12 protein-coding genes and 1 other RNA gene are annotated in these 14,026 nt (G+C 70.3%); 9 read left to right on the top strand and 4 right to left on the bottom strand.

Translation table 11 applies throughout. The features are described from left to right. Positions 1 to 159 precede the first annotated feature (159 nt). Complete coding sequence (locus OXS49_RS21360; protein ID WP_244001132.1) at positions 160 to 426, bottom strand: hypothetical protein; 267 nt, start codon at positions 424 to 426, stop codon at positions 160 to 162. A gap of 168 nt (positions 427 to 594) precedes the next feature. On the opposite strand from OXS49_RS21360, the gene OXS49_RS21355 reads away from it, so the two are divergent. The 4 genes from OXS49_RS21355 to OXS49_RS21340 are packed head-to-tail and all read left to right on the top strand — an operon-like array spanning position 595 to position 5,069. Beyond that, complete coding sequence (locus tag OXS49_RS21355; RefSeq protein WP_244001135.1) at positions 595 to 1,692, top strand: OpgC domain-containing protein; 1,098 nt, start codon at positions 595 to 597, stop codon at positions 1,690 to 1,692. A 50-nt stretch (positions 1,693 to 1,742) separates the two neighbouring features. Then, positions 1,743 to 2,537 carry a GDSL-type esterase/lipase family protein gene (locus tag OXS49_RS21350; RefSeq protein ID WP_267426596.1) on the top strand — a complete coding sequence of 265 codons (795 nt, stop codon included), beginning with the start codon at positions 1,743 to 1,745 and terminating at the stop codon, positions 2,535 to 2,537. Between the two features lie 55 nt (positions 2,538 to 2,592). Continuing rightward, a complete protein-coding gene (locus OXS49_RS21345; protein ID WP_267426595.1) occupies positions 2,593 to 3,933 on the top strand; it encodes a lipopolysaccharide biosynthesis protein in 1,341 nt (446 codons plus the stop codon). Next, complete coding sequence (locus tag OXS49_RS21340) at positions 3,930 to 5,069, top strand: GNAT family N-acetyltransferase (protein WP_267426593.1); 1,140 nt, start codon at positions 3,930 to 3,932, stop codon at positions 5,067 to 5,069. Before OXS49_RS21345 ends, OXS49_RS21340 begins: the two co-directional genes overlap by 4 nt. 64 nt (positions 5,070 to 5,133) lie before the next feature. Here the strand turns inward: OXS49_RS21340 and OXS49_RS21335 are convergent, their stop codons facing one another. After that, positions 5,134 to 5,418, bottom strand: coding sequence for a hypothetical protein (locus tag OXS49_RS21335; protein WP_267426592.1), 285 nt, complete (start codon positions 5,416 to 5,418; stop codon positions 5,134 to 5,136). Positions 5,419 to 5,595: 177 nt separating this feature from the next. On the opposite strand from OXS49_RS21335, the gene OXS49_RS21330 reads away from it, so the two are divergent. Then, a complete protein-coding gene (locus tag OXS49_RS21330; RefSeq protein WP_244001144.1) occupies positions 5,596 to 5,850 on the top strand; it encodes a hypothetical protein in 255 nt (84 codons plus the stop codon). A 30-nt stretch (positions 5,851 to 5,880) separates the two neighbouring features. Here the strand turns inward: OXS49_RS21330 and OXS49_RS21325 are convergent, their stop codons facing one another. Then, complete coding sequence (locus OXS49_RS21325) at positions 5,881 to 8,223, bottom strand: PAS domain-containing sensor histidine kinase (protein ID WP_267426588.1); 2,343 nt, start codon at positions 8,221 to 8,223, stop codon at positions 5,881 to 5,883. A gap of 176 nt (positions 8,224 to 8,399) precedes the next feature. Then, positions 8,400 to 11,021, bottom strand: coding sequence for an aminopeptidase N (gene pepN / locus OXS49_RS21320; protein ID WP_267426587.1), 2,622 nt, complete (start codon positions 11,019 to 11,021; stop codon positions 8,400 to 8,402). 225 nt (positions 11,022 to 11,246) lie between these two features. On the opposite strand from pepN, the gene OXS49_RS21315 reads away from it, so the two are divergent. The 4 genes from OXS49_RS21315 to OXS49_RS21300 all read left to right on the top strand — a co-directional run bounded on the left by OXS49_RS21315 (position 11,247) and on the right by OXS49_RS21300 (position 14,022). Continuing rightward, on the top strand, positions 11,247 to 11,687 hold the full coding sequence (locus OXS49_RS21315; protein WP_244007048.1) for a VOC family protein: 441 nt from the start codon (positions 11,247 to 11,249) through the stop codon (positions 11,685 to 11,687). A gap of 46 nt (positions 11,688 to 11,733) precedes the next feature. Then, an RNA gene (gene rnpB / locus OXS49_RS21310) (RNase P RNA component class A) lies at positions 11,734 to 12,132 on the top strand. Positions 12,133 to 12,550: 418 nt separating this feature from the next. Beyond that, positions 12,551 to 13,612, top strand: a complete 1,062-nt coding sequence (gene rsmH / locus OXS49_RS21305; RefSeq protein ID WP_244007049.1) for a 16S rRNA (cytosine(1402)-N(4))-methyltransferase RsmH — start codon at positions 12,551 to 12,553, stop codon at positions 13,610 to 13,612. After that, entirely contained in the window at positions 13,609 to 14,022 is a 414-nt protein-coding gene (locus OXS49_RS21300) for a hypothetical protein (RefSeq protein WP_244007050.1), read from the top strand. Before rsmH ends, OXS49_RS21300 begins: the two co-directional genes overlap by 4 nt. Positions 14,023 to 14,026 lie beyond the last annotated feature (4 nt).

Below are 14,026 nucleotides of genomic sequence, written 5' to 3'. Positions count from 1 at the left end.
CGCCCGCGAGAGCGAGGACGACCTGCGGCTGCGCCGGGGCAAATAGACCGCGCCCCGCTAGAGCCGTGCCCGATCGCGCTGCAATCGAGCACGGCTCTAAGTCCTTGTTTTGGCCCGCTCTCTTACGCCGAACCGGGGTCCACTTCGGCGGAGAGCACTCTAGCGCGGGGCGCAACCGATGCAGATCCCGCGCATCACCTTGTCGTTCTCCGCCTCGCGCGGCGTGCGCTCGCGCCGGTCGTCTGCGGTCGCCGCGCCCGCACCGCGGCTCGGAGGCATGACCCGCCCGACCGACGAGGCATTGGGCGCCGTCACCGTCGAGGTCGGTCCGCCGCCCGTCCCGGTCTGAGCCTGCGCCAGGGCGGCGTCCGCCGCCAGGACGGCCAGGAGGATCGAAAGGCCAGGGAGGGTGATCGGGCGGGTCATCGGTCGGAGGGCTCCGTGCCGGGACGTAACGCAGCTGTGACGTTCCGGTTCGACCCGCGGCGCGATCCCCCCCTTTGTTCGCCTTTGCAGACCCGACGCGGCGCCGTATCAGGGGCCGCCGCTTGCCGCCGAACCGCGGACGCATCGAAATTCGGAGCCGCCGCGACGATGCGGGACCCCAACGCGATCGACTTCTGGCGCGGCTTCGCCCTGGTGACGATCTTCATCAATCACATCCCGGGCAATACCTTCGAGCGCTATACCTTCTCGCAATACGGCATCTCGGACGCCGCCGAGCTGTTCGTGTTCCTGGCCGGGTGGTCGATCGGCATCGCGACCCGCGGCCGCGACGGGGTCCCGGAGCCCGCGGGCAAGAGCGTGGTGCGGTTGCTGAACCGGACCGTCGAGGTTTACCGGGCGCAGCTCACCGTGATGCTGATGGCGCTGGCCATCATCGCGGGTGCGGCGCTCCTGCTCGACAATCCGCTGATCCTCGAATGGCACAATGCCGGCGGCTTCTTCGCCGACCCGATCCAATCGGTCTGCGGGATGGTGCTGCTGACCTACCAACTCGGCTACTTCAACATCCTGCCGCTCTACGTGCTGCTGATCGGGGTCGCGCCGCTCTTCGTGCTGGTCGGCCGCTACAGCCTCGTGGCAACCCTGATCCTGTCAGCAGGCATCTACCTCGCGAGCCTCGTCTTCGAATGGAACTTGCCCTCCTGGCCCGGGGAGGGAGATTGGTATTTCGATCCGTTCTGCTGGCAAGTGCTTCTGGTACTGGGCTTTCTGCTGCAGCGATGGAATGGCCGGTCCGACTTCGTGCGCCGGTGGGCGCGTCGGCTGTTTCCCGCCGGCATCGTCATCGTCCTGGCCGGGATCGTGCTCGCGGTGACCGAGATCCGGCCGGATCCGATGCTGGTTCCGGAGCCGCGTCTGCTGTTCACGTTCGAGAAGACCTATCTCACGCCGGCGCGTCTTGTACATTTTCTGGGGGTATTGTTGGCGTTTGCCCCCGTTTACGCATTGCTCGCCCCCCGAATCGGCCGCATCGTCGGCTATCTGACCCAGCTGGGACGGAACTCCCTGGCTGTCTTCTCGATGGGCTCGATCCTGAGCCTGATCGGGCAGCTGGTGCGTTTCCAGACCGGCGGCGGCCTGCTGATCGATATGCTGGTCGCCGGCTCGGGCCTGATCGGGCTGGGATTGACCGCATGGTTCGTCGAGTGGCGTACCCGCAGCAAGGCTCCGAGGCTGCGGCCTTGAGTACGGCCAGACCACGGCCGTCTCGACGGGCTGCGATCCTGGCAGCCGTGATGCTGGCCGCCTCGGCATCGCCACCCCGAGCCGAACAGATGGCGGACCCGGGCGCCAGCGAGCCGAGCCTGTCCCTTGAATGCCGGGTGCCGGGCGCACAGCTCTATACAGCTGCCAAGCTGGGCGCCGTCCAGGCGGCGCTCGCCGAAAAGCGGCCGATCAAACTGCTGGCGATCGGCGGCTCTGCGGCACCGGGCGCATCCGCCTCCTATCCAGCCAAGCTGGAGGCGGCCCTGGAACGGGCCTTGCCGAAGGTCGACGTGATGATCGACCACCGCGGCCTCCCGGGTGAGATCGCGTCCGGCGCCGCCGAGCGCCTGCGCACCATGGTGGTGGAGGCCGAACCCGATCTGGTCGTCTGGCAGGTCGGCACCCACGACGCCATCGCCCGCGTGGATGCTGAGGCCTTCGAGTCCGCGCTCGCCGAAGCGGTGACCTGGATCCGGTCCCACGGGATCGACGTGGTTCTGGTCGACCCGATCTACACGGCCAGCATGGCCGCGGATGCCGATTACAACCGAATCGTCGAAGCCGTGCGGACCGTTGCAACACAACAGCAGGTCCCGCTGGTGCGGCGCTACGAGGCGCTGCACTACCTGTCGAGCCGCATCGACCGGGGGGAGGGCCACTTCCTGGGACGTCAGTTCCGACTCAACGATCTCGGCCTGCGCTGCATGGCCGAGCATGTGGCGCTCACGATCGTCACATCGCTCGCGAAGACCGAAACGCCCGCCGAGCCGAAAGCCGTGCCCGCCACGCCGCCCTTAACCGGGGCGCAACGCGCACCGGGTTAGACCGGACCATCGCAGGTCGGCGTCCCGCCAACTTGAGTTCGGCCTGGAACGCGTAGTGTCAGCCACGGCTCTCCCGATCCGTACGTTCCGGCGTTTGCGCGCCCTGCGCGGCGGTCCGCAACGGGTGGCGTTGACGGTCTTCGCGATCCGTGTCGGCTCGGCCGGTTTCGCATACGGCGCCCAGGTCCTGGCGGCGCGGCTGATGGGCTGGGACGCCTACGGCATCTTCGCCTCCGTCTGGGTCTGGACCGCGATGCTCGGCCATACGCTGACGCTCGGTCTGTCGCAGGGCGCCTGCCGGTTCGTGCCCGCCAACCAGGCCCACGGTGATCTCGACCTCGCCCGAGGCTACATCCGCGCCGGTGCACTCATGACCGGCGGGGCAGCGCTCTCGGTCGCGGGCCTCGGCGCGGCGCTGCTGTTCCTCGAGCCTGCGTTGTTCGCGCCGGCCTACAGGGCCCCGATCGCGGTCGCCCTCTGCGTGATGCCGCTGTTCGCGCTTCAGGATTATCTGGAGGGCGTGGCCCGCAGCCAGAACTGGATCGGGCTCGCCATCGCGCCACCCTACCTCCTGCGCCAGACCCTGATGATGGCTTGCATGATCGCGGCAATCCTTCTCGGCGCCCCGCCGCGCGCCGAGGTCGCCATGGGCTGCATGCTGGTGGCCGCCGCCGTCGCGACGGCCCTTCAGGCAACTCTGCTCATCGCCCGGCTACGCCGGGAGCTGGCGGACGGGCCGCACCGCTACCACTGGCGGACCTGGCTCGGCACGAGCCTGCCGATCGCCGCGATCGATCTGGCCAATGCCGGATTCACCTTCGTCGATGTCATCGTTCTGGGCGCCCTCGTGAGCCCGGCTGAGGTGGGGCTCTATTTCGCCGCGACCCGGATCCAGCAATTCGTGGTCTTCGTTCATTTCGCCGTCAGTGCCGCGACCCTGCAGCGCTACAGCGCCGCCCACGCGCTGGAGAACCGTTTCCTCCTGGCCGAACTGGTGCGGCGCCAAGCCCACCTGACCGCGGCCGCGACGGTCGCGGTCGGCGGCGCGATCCTGGCCGCCGCGCCGTTGCTCCTGGCGATGTTCGGTGCGGAGCTCAACGACAGTATCTCGATCCTGTGCGTACTCGTGGCCGGAAGCGTCGCCGCGAGTCTGTTCGGGCCGGGCGAGGATCTTCTGACCATGCTGGGCGGTGAGCGGCGCTGTGCCGGGATCACCGCGGGTGCGCTCATCGCCGCCGCTGGCCTGTGTCTCGCCCTGGTCCCCGCCCTGGGCGCGCTCGGCGCGGCCGTGGCGGTGGCGGTCGCTACCGTCGCGCGAGCCGGCTTCCTCGCCCAGGCCGCTGGCCGGGTCCACGGGCTGCCGACACCGATCTGGTCCGCGGGAGCCGTCCGATGAACCGCGCCACCGTGGCCCTCCGCCGGTCCGCACGGTCGATCACCGGCGCCGCGGCGCCGGAGGCGGAAAGCTGGGACGCGCTGTTCGCGACCGCCGCCCAGCCGCACCCACACTTTTCGCGGCACGTCCTGGCGGCGCACGAAGCCGCCGGGTTGCTGCCGGCCGGCCTGCGCTTCGTCAGCGTCAGGCGCGGGGACCGGCTGGTCGCGCTCCTGCCCTGCGCGGCGACCCGCGACGTCTCCGCCCTCGGTGGCCGGGTGATGCGGCCGTTCCTCTCACCCTTCGTCACCGCCACGGCGCCCCTGATCGCCGAGGGGCCGGAGCGCGCCGCCTACGCGCACGACCTCGTCGCCGCCCTCGAAGCGGCCTCCGGCGGCGGCGCCTGGCGCTGGCCGCTCCTGCCGACCCAGGAGGGTGCGGTGCCGGACATGCTGGCGGCCATGCGGGCCCGCGGCTGGGCCGTGGGCACCGTGGCAGCCTTCGACCGGCCGGTGATGGACCGCCGCGCCGATTACGACGCCTTCCTGGCCGGTCACCCGAACCGGTCGCGATTCAAGGATCTGCGCCGCCGAACCCGCCGGTTGGCGGAAGCCGGCACCGTCGGGTTCGAGAGTGCGACATCGGGGGCGGACCTCGCCCGCTTGGTCGCGTCGTTCCTCACCCTGGAACGAACCGGCTGGAAGGGGCAAGCCGGCACCGCCATGGCCTGCCGTCCCGAGACCGACAGGCTTGCCCATGCCCTGTTCGCAGCCGGTTCGGGACCGGTGGGCATCCGGGCGGACGCCCTCACCCTCGATGGCCGGCCGATTGCAATCAGCCTCGCGTTGGTCGGCGGCGGCATCGCCACGCTGCTAAAGACCGCCTACGACGAGGATCTGCGCAGCCACGCCCCGGGATTGCTCCTGGAAGCCGAGATCGTACGCGCCTGCCACGAGACCGGCTTCTCCGACCGCCTCGATGCCGCAACCCTCGACGGGTCGGCCCTGGAGAGCCTCTACCGGGATCGGACTCCGATCGCCGAGATCATCGCGCTGCCGCCGGGTGGCCACGCGCTGTCCCTGGAGCGCCGTCTCCGGCTCGCCCAGTTCGAGCGAGAGGCGCGGACCGCCGCCAAGCGGGCTCTGCGGAAGCGGTAGGGCACCGTCCTGCAAAGGTGGTTCCGGCCGTTCGGAGCACGATGCGATACGACCGAGCACGAACCTACCGCGTGCGGTGAAGACCATCGCCCTCGACGCGATCGTAGACGCCGTTTCCGGTCCGGGCGCGATAGGCCCGGCCGGCGATCTCGCCGGGCGTCGGCGGTGTCCCGGGCTGCGCGAAGCTCGTTTCCGGCCGGTAGGCCGGGCCCCAGCCAATCGCCTCGTCGCCTGCGGGATCCTTGCCGGGAAAGCCCGTGACGTAGCCGGTGCTCTGTGCCAGCGCGGGCGCGGCCGAAAGGGCCAGCAGCGTCGCGACGCTGACGCGCAACCGTGTTTGCGAGCGCATCGATCGTATCCTCCGTGCGTGATCCGCCGAACGGATCGTCTGAGGCGTAAACCCATCCCTCTGGCGCGGGTTTGCGGAGCGTGCAGTCATGCCGCGGCCTCGACGGTTTTCGTGACCCGGATGGCGTCACCGCCCGGGCGAGCCCGCCGGTGGTTTCAGCGCGGAGGCGCGGACAGGATGGAAGACTGGAAGGCGGGTCTCCGGGCCGAACTCCGGGCGATCGAGATCGCCACCGGCGATGCGGCCTCGGCCCAGTTGCCGGACCTGATCCGGCGCCTCCAGAGGCATCAAGCCAAGCTGCGCGGCAATCCGATCCTCGTCCTCTACCGCCGCTGGCGCATCCGGAGCCTCGCGCGGGCCGTGGCGGATGCGCGCTGGCACGCGGAACAGGGCCGCATGGCCCGGCTCGGCGGCCTCGATCCGCGGCGCTGACGCGCCGTGTCTGGGCCGGCCGGGAGCCCGCTAGGCCGCGACCGTTGCCGCCGTGCGGCGGTCGCGCCGGGGCGCAGCGGATGTGCGCTCGGACCCGATCGGGTCCGGGCGGCCCAGATTCGCGGCCGGTAGGCGCACGAGGACGATGGTGCCGACGGTTTCCTCGGAGCGGATGCGCAGCGATCCGCCGTGCAGCTCCACCATCGAGCGCGTGATGGCGAGCCCCAGTCCCGAACCCTTATGGCTGCGGGTCATCTGCGCCTCGACCTGGGTGAACGGCCGGCCGAGCCGCGCGAGGTCCGCGCGTCGGATGCCGATGCCGTTATCGACCACGTAGAGATGCGTGCTCGCACCGGCGCGCCGCACGCGCACGGCAATCCGCCCACCGGCCGGCGTGAATTTAACCGCGTTCTGAACGAGGTTGGCTAGGATCTGCTGCAGCGCGCTGGGATCGGCCAGCAGGTCGAGATCCGGCGGCATGTCCGTGGTGATGGTGATCGCCTTCTCGTCGGCCACCGCCGCGAACGGCGCGATCGCCGACGACACCGCAGCCTCGGCCGAGACCGTCCGGGGGTTCAGCCGCACGCGGCGCGCTTCGAGCCGGGCCATGTCGAGGATGTCGTCGATCATGGACAGAAGGTGCGAGCCGCTCTCGCGGATATCGCGGCAATATTCGGTGTAGCGGGGCGTGCCGAGGGGTCCGAGAACCGCGTTCTCCATGACGTCGGCGAAGCCGATGATCGCGTTGAGCGGCGTGCGCAGCTCGTGGCTCATGTTGGCCAGGAACTCCGCCTTGGCCTGGTTCGCCGCCTCGGCGACGGCCTTCTGGTCGAGGTAGCGCTCGGCGAGGTCGGCGAGTTGCTGGGTCTGGAGTTCCAGGGTTCGGCGCGAGCGCTTGAGATCCTTAACGGTCTCGATCAGCTCGCGCTCCGAGGCCTGCAGCTGCTCCTGGTGGCGTTTCAGGCTGGTGATATCGGTCCCGACCGAGACGTAGCCGCCGTCCTTGGTGCGCCGCTCGCTGATCTGGAGCCAGCGGCCGTCCGCGAGTTCGGCCTCGAAGGTCCTGGCCGTCGCGCCGCCGGGCACCAGGCCGACATCGCCCGACTCGCGCCGGATCTGCGGCAGCACGCCTCGCCGCATCACCTCGACGTAGCTCTGGCCCGACCGGGCATCCTCCGGGCTGAGGGCATGGAGATGGCGAAACTTCGAATTGCACAGGACCAGCCGGTTGCCGGTATCCCAGAGGACGAACGCCTCCGAGATCGCCTCGACGGCGTCGCGCAGGCGCATGTCGGCCGCCGCGTTGGTCTCTTCGAGGGCGCGCTGCTCGCTGATGTCGGTGGCGATGCCGACGAGATGCCGGCTTCCGTCGATGGCGTTCACCACCACCTCGGCCCGGGCGCGAAACCAGACATAGGCTCCGTCGGCGCCGCGCATGCGGAAGGCGTGGTCGATATGGGTCTGGTTGGCCGCCACACCGCGGGCGAGGCTGTAGAGGTCGCCGTCGTCGGGGTGAACGAGGCCGTTGACGTCCCCGAACGAGAGATATTCGTGCTGCCGCCGATACCCGAGCAGGCCGTACATCGAATCGGACCAGTAGATCCGGCCCCGAGCGACGTCCCAATCCCACAGGCCGCAGGCACCCCTGCGCAGAGCGGTCTCCAGGCGCCCGCGGATCGTCTCGCGGGCGCGGTCGGCCCGGGCCGCCTGCCGGGTCTGGAGACCGTAGGCGAGCCCGACCCCGACGATCACGATGGCGGCGGCGGCGATCAGCACGATCTGATCCCGGGTCCGGGCGCTCCAGCCGCGCAGCAGCGGCTCGACCGGCTGGAGCACGGCCACCTGCCCTGTGCCACCCGGCAGGCTGTGCATGGCGGCCAGCACGGTCTCGCCGCCCGGAAGGTCGAGGGCGATGGCGCCCGCGCGCTCGCTGAGGCCGGACAGCGGCTCGCTTGCGCCGAGGACCTGGGACAGGGTGTGCAGATCGGCCGGGAGGGGCGGATGTGCGGCGACGATGCGGGTGTCGGGCCGGATCAGCAGCAGCCGCCGGCCAGGCTGCCGGCCGCTCTCCGGCATCAGAGCCCGCAGATCCGCGCCCACGGTTCCCGAGGGACCGATGGCCCGCGCGGCCAAGCGTGCGAACCCTTCGAGCTCAGCTTGGGCGACCGCCAGGATCTCGGCGCGCTGGCCCCGGATATGAAGCGCGGCGAGCCCGCACAGGCAGGCCAGAAAGACCGCCAGCGTTCCCGGCACGGCAAAGCGCAGCCAGCGCTCGGCCTGGCCGAACCGGGTCTCCGGCGTGCGACTTGGCCAGGAAACGGCACGAGTCGAATCCGCACGCGCGGAGAAGGAAGCGGAACCCGCCTCCGGCATGGCCGAACCTCGCCCGTGGAAACTGCGACTGGGCGGAGCGCTCGGCCCCCCGAATCTGTGTGAATACAATCACCCCACGGGGCGGTTTGTCCACGGCTTTTTTACCATACGGGCTTGACGCGGGCCGCTTGTTGCAAGAGCGCCGAAGAATCAATTTGTGCCGTGAGTGCAGATACTTAGCCGCCTCCCAGCGTACGCGCGAGAATGTCGGCGGAGTCCCGGGAGAGGCCCGGGATCGCCTTGATCCCGTTGAGCATTTCGGCAGCTTTGGCCGCCCGCGATTTTTCCAGGCGGCGCCAGGATCCGAAGGCCGTCAGCAGGCGCGCTGCAACCTGCGGATTGGTCGAGTCGAGTGCTGCAACTGTCTTGACCACGCATGAAAAACCGGCGCCGTCAGCCCTCGCGAACTGAGTCGGGTTGCCGAACGCGAAGCTGCCGATCAGGGCGCGCACCCGATTCGGGTTGGTGAGCGTGAAGGCGGGATGGGCCTGCAGCCGCCTGATTCGCTCCAATGTCCCGGCCTCCGGGATCTGGGCCTGGATGGCGAACCATTTGTCGAGGACGAGGGGTTCGTCGGCGTAGCGCGCCGCGAAATCCGCGAGCGCCGCCTCCCGGGTTTCGCCCGGGATCAGCGCCAGTGTGGCCAGGGCGGCGAGGCGATCGGTCATGTTGGTGGCGTCCGCCAACCGCTCGGCGGCCCGTTGCGCACCGGCTTCGGGGTCGCCCGCCGCGAGCAGATCGAGGGCGGCGTTGCGGAGCGATCGACGCCCCGCCGAGGCCGAGTCGGGGCTGTAGGGCGCCCCGGCAACCGGCACGAGGGCAGCGTCGATCCGCTTGAAGCGCGGCCGCAGGCTCTGGCCGAGAAAGGACCGCAGATCGCGGCGCGCCCGGTGGATTGCGTCGGGATCGACGTCGGCCGGCAGGGCGTCGGCGGCTTCGCCCTCGCTCGGCAACGCCAGCACCAGGGCCGCGAAGGCCGGATCGGCGAGCGCCTCGCCGTCGAGGAAACGGCCGAGCGCCTCCGCGAAGGCCTCCATGCGGCGGGCATCGGGTTCGAGGATCAGCCGCAGGGCGACGTCCTGTGCGGCCTGCCAGCGGTTGAACGGGTCGCTGTCGTGGGCCAGCAGGCGCATGCGTTGCGCATCGGTCAACCCGAGGTCGAGGCGGACCGGCGCCGAGAAGTCCCGCAGCACGGACGGGACCGGCTCCTCGGTGACGCCCTCGAAGGCGATCTCGGCCTCCGGACGGTCGAGGACGAACACGCCGTCCCGCACCGGGGCGCACGTCGCATCGGTCAGCGGTCCCGACGCGCCGACGAGGCCGAGGGCGACCGGGATCACCAGCGGCGGTCCCTCTTGCCCGTCGGCATCGGGCAGGCTCTGCGCGAGCCGCAGGGTGTAGCGGGCGCCTTGCGGATCGTAGTGGCCGGAGATCGACAGGCGCGGCGTGCCGGGGCGCTCGTACCAGCGGGCGAAGGCCGTGAGGTCGCGCCCGCTCACGGTTGCGAAGGCGGAGAGAAAATCCTCGACGGTGGCGGCGCGCCCGTCATTGTCGGCGAAGTACCGGTCCATGCCGGCCCGGAACGCCTGCGCGCCGATCAGGGTGCGCAGCATCCGGACGATCTCGGCGCCCTTGTCGTAGACGGTCGCCGTGTAGAAGTTGTTGATCTCCGCATAGGCCCGGGGCCGGACCGGGTGGCGCAGCGGCCCGGCATCCTCGGGGAACTGGCGCGCCCGGAGGCCACGCACCTCGGCGATCCGGTGCACCGGCCGGGAGCGCATGTCGGATGAGAATTCCTGATCGCGGAAGACCGTCAGGCCCTCCTTCAGGCACAGCTGGAACCAGTCCCGGCAGGTGACGCGGTTGCCCGACCAGTTGTGAAAGTACTCGTGGGCGATGATCGCCTCGATGGCCGCGTAGTCGCCGTCGGTCGCCGTCTCGGGGCTCGCCAGCACGTATTTGTCGTTGAAGATGTTGAGCCCCTTGTTCTCCATGGCGCCCATGTTGAAGTCCGACACGGCCACGACGTTGAACACGTCGAGGTCGTAAGGGCGGCCGAACGCCGTCTCGTCCCAGGCCATGGAGCGGATCACCGCATCGAGGGCGTAGTCCGCCCGGGGCTCCTTGCCGGGCTCGACATAGACCGCGCAGGTGACGGGACGCCCCTCCATGGTGGTGAAGCGGGTCTCGGCCTTCCCCAGCCGGCCGCCGACGAGGGCGAACAGGTAGGCGGGTTTCGGATGCGGATCGTGCCAGACCGCGAAGTGCCGGTCGTCACCAATGGGTCCGGACTCGATCAGGTTGCCGTTGCCCAGCAGAACCGGCACCTCGGCGCGGTCGGCCTCGATCCGGGTGGTGTAGACCGCCATGACGTCGGGGCGGTCGAGGAAGTAGGTGATGCGGCGGAAGCCATCGGCCTCGCACTGGGTGCAGTAGACCCCGCTGGAGCGGTAGAGCCCCATCAGCTTGGTGTTGGCGGTGGGATCGACTTCGGTGACGAGCCGGAGGGTGAAGGGTTTTTGGGGCGGGGCCAGCAGGCTCAGGCCTGCCGGGGACGCCGTGTAGACGTCTGCAGCGAGCGCCGCGCCGTCGAGGGCCACCGACACCAAATGCAGGTCGTCGCCGTCGAGGTTCAGGGGCGCATCCGGGATGCCGGCCGGGTTCGGACGCAGCGCCAGGGTCGCGTCGATGCGGGTGGCGTGCGGATCGAGGCGAATGTCGAGATCGACGCGATCGATCAGGTAGTCGCTCGGACGGTACTCCTCCAAGCGGATCAGCGGCGGCGTCTCGGTGCGCATGCGGCCCTCACTGCGGGTGTTTGCTGCGATCCCTTCTGGTCGCTCGGGGCGCCCGGTGCAACGCGGCCGCGCCGTCCGTGCGCTCCGGGACCGGGCCGCACCCGGCCTACCCGCGGTCCGGGGCGCGCTCTAGCTAGGAGCGCGATGGGCCGCGGCCGAGCCGGCCATGTCGGTCTTCCTGAGGGCATCGTGATGGCCCTCGCCGCAACAGAGGGATCTCCCGCGATGGAATTTCTGCACACCATGGTCCGGGTGGCCGATCTCGACCGGGCGCTCGCCTTCTACGTCGATACGTTCGGCCTGCAGGAGGTCCGGCGCGTCGAGAACGAGAAGGGTCGGTTCACCCTGGTCTTCCTGGCGGCCCCCGGCGATGCCGCCCGGGCCAAGGAGACGAAATCGCCGCTGGTCGAACTGACCTACAATTGGGACCCGGAGACCTACTCGGGCGGGCGCAATTTCGGGCACCTCGCCTATCAGGTCGACGACATCTACGCCTTCTGCGCCAAGCTGAGGGACAAGGGCGTGACCATCAACCGGCCGCCCCGCGACGGCCACATGGCCTTCGTGAAGTCGCCGGACGGCATCTCGATCGAGATCCTCCAGAAGGGGGGCGCCAAGGAGCCGCAGGAGCCCTGGACCTCCATGGAGAACACCGGCACCTGGTGATCCGTCCTTGACCCGGACTGATCCGCGAGCGCATCTGCCCGCTGGATCAGCCGGCCGGGCGGCCGCTCCGGACGCTTTCGCGTCCGGGGAGGAAAGTCCGGGCTCCATGGAGAGACGGTGCCGGATAACGTCCGGCGGGGGCGACCCCAGGGACAGTGCCACAGAGAGCAGACCGCCCCGGACGCGTCCGGGGTCAGGGTGAAAGGGTGCGGTAAGAGCGCACCGCGGACGCGGCAACGCGGACGGCATGGCAAACCCCACCGGGAGCAAGACCGAATAGGGGCGGCGCGCCCTTCGCGAGAGGGGCAGGCCTTCTCTCCAGGCCAGTCGCCCGGGTTGGTTGCTCGAGGCGGTCGGCAACGACCGTCCCAGAGGAATGGCCGCCACGTCGGCGTGCGCAAGTGCGCCGGCCCTACAGAACCCGGCTTATAGGCCGGCTGATCCACCACCACCGGAAATTTTACACGGACACAAGGGCTTACCGCCGGCGGACATCGCCCGCCGCGGCCTGTGCGGACGTGCGATTTTCCGCGCGGTGAAAACCTTCGGTTAACCTTGCGGGGGTCAAATCGGTTCGCGCGGCAGCGCCAAGCGTGTCCGTTGACGATCCTCCGAGGCCCATGATACCCGGCATCCTCCCGTCAACGGCGCGTATCGGATCGCCGGGCGCAACCTGCCTCGCCGCAGGGCCCGTCCGTGCGCGGCGTTTTGCGCACGCTGCATCCGGTGCCGTTCCCGTCACGTGTGTCGCCCTCGGGCGGCCCGGCCCAGGGCACCATGAGACGCTTGAGCCGCATCCGCGACCGGCTTTCCGGACCGCGCAGCTATCCCGCCCCGTTCCGCGCCGCCGCGCCGAGGCGCGCATGACCCGACGCCGTCCCCTGCCGGAGGATCATGACCCTGCGCACCAGCGCGGCGCAGCCGCGCCGCACATCCCCGTCCTGCTCGACGAAGTGGCGGCCGCGTTGCGGACCGACGGCGGCCTCGCGGTCGACGGCACGTTCGGCGCCGGCGGCTATACAGGCGCGCTGCTGGAACGGGATCCAGCCCTGAACATCATCGCCATCGATCGGGACCCGAGCGCGATCGCGGCCGGGCAGGCCCTGGTCACGGCCACCAAGGGTCGCCTCCGTCTCGTCTCCGGCCGCTTCGGCGAACTCGACGCCCTCCTCGCCGAGGCCGGCGAGGCGCAGGCGGACTACGTCGTGCTCGATATCGGCGTCTCGTCCATGCAGCTCGACGCGCCGGAGCGCGGCTTCTCGTTCCGCTTCGACGGCCCCCTCGACATGCGCATGGGCAGCGACGGCCCGAGCGCCGCGGACCTCGTCAACGAGGCCGAGGAAACGGCGTTGGCCGACATCATCTATCATTACGGCGAGGAGCGGCGCTCGCGTGCCGTCGCGCGGGCCATCCACGAGGCCCGCCGCCGCGGCCGGATCGAGACGACCGCGCAGCTCGCCGAGCTGGTCGCCGGCGTCGTCCGGGTCGAGCCCGGGAGCCACATCCACCCGGCGACGCGGACCTTCCAGGGTCTGCGGATCGCCGTCAACGATGAACTCGGCGAGCTGGTGCGGGCACTGCACGCGGCCGAGCGGGTGCTCCGGCCCGGCGGCCGGCTCGCGGTCGTGACGTTCCATTCCCTGGAGGACCGGATCGTCAAGCAGTTCTTCGCCGCGCGCAGCGGCCGGTCCGCCCAGGGCTCGCGGCACCTGCCCGGCACGCAAGCCGAGGTTATGCGGAGCTTCACCCTCGTGACCAAGGGCCCGGTCCTGCCGGGCGAGGCCGAGATCGCGCGCAACCCGCGCGCCCGCTCGGCCAAGCTCCGCGCCGCCGAACGCACGGAATGCGCGGCACCGGAACCGCTGGCGGCGCTGACCGAACTCGCGAGCCTCCCCGAAGCCGCCCGTGGGGGCCACCGCCGATGATCCGCCTCCTCAACCTGCTGGCGGTCGTCGGGCTCGTGGCCTCGGCGATCTATGCCTACTCGATCAAGTACGACACGCTCTATCAGGGCGGTCAGGTCTCGAAGCTGCAGACGGCGCTGCACAAGGAGCGCCAGGCGATCGCAGTGCTGCGCGCCGAGTGGCAGCTCCTCACGCGCCCGGACCGCCTCCAGGCCGCCGTCGACAAGCATCTCGCCCTGGAACCGATCGGCACCAGCCATCTGGCGCGCCTCGCGGATCTGCCCGCCCGGCAGGAGCGCGGTGACGAGATCGGCCGGCTGCTCGCCGCCACCGCGACGCCCAAGGATAAGGGCGGGCCCGAGCCGCGCACCACCGGCTCGATCACCCGCACCGTCACCACGGCCCGCACCCCGACGACCGCTTCGAGGTAGTCAC

This window comes from Methylobacterium sp. GC_Met_2 (assembly GCF_026540795.1).
GTDB lineage: Bacteria > Pseudomonadota > Alphaproteobacteria > Rhizobiales > Beijerinckiaceae > Methylobacterium.
The sequence above is the reverse complement of the archived record's forward strand: the minus strand, read 5'-3'. Positions and strand labels throughout refer to the sequence as shown.

Coding starts and splice junctions, on each gene's coding strand:
- OXS49_RS21360 (WP_244001132.1), bottom strand. CDS start 426: ATGACCCGCCCGATCACCCTCCCTGGCCTTTCGATCCTCCTGGCCGTC.
- OXS49_RS21355 (WP_244001135.1), top strand. CDS start 595: ATGCGGGACCCCAACGCGATCGACTTCTGGCGCGGCTTCGCCCTGGTG.
- OXS49_RS21350 (WP_267426596.1), top strand. CDS start 1,743: ATGCTGGCCGCCTCGGCATCGCCACCCCGAGCCGAACAGATGGCGGAC.
- OXS49_RS21340 (WP_267426593.1), top strand. CDS start 3,930: ATGAACCGCGCCACCGTGGCCCTCCGCCGGTCCGCACGGTCGATCACC.
- OXS49_RS21335 (WP_267426592.1), bottom strand. CDS start 5,418: ATGCGCTCGCAAACACGGTTGCGCGTCAGCGTCGCGACGCTGCTGGCC.
- OXS49_RS21330 (WP_244001144.1), top strand. CDS start 5,596: ATGGAAGACTGGAAGGCGGGTCTCCGGGCCGAACTCCGGGCGATCGAG.
- OXS49_RS21325 (WP_267426588.1), bottom strand. CDS start 8,223: ATGCCGGAGGCGGGTTCCGCTTCCTTCTCCGCGCGTGCGGATTCGACT.
- pepN (WP_267426587.1), bottom strand. CDS start 11,021: ATGCGCACCGAGACGCCGCCGCTGATCCGCTTGGAGGAGTACCGTCCG.
- OXS49_RS21315 (WP_244007048.1), top strand. CDS start 11,247: ATGGAATTTCTGCACACCATGGTCCGGGTGGCCGATCTCGACCGGGCG.
- rsmH (WP_244007049.1), top strand. CDS start 12,551: ATGACCCGACGCCGTCCCCTGCCGGAGGATCATGACCCTGCGCACCAG.
- OXS49_RS21300 (WP_244007050.1), top strand. CDS start 13,609: ATGATCCGCCTCCTCAACCTGCTGGCGGTCGTCGGGCTCGTGGCCTCG.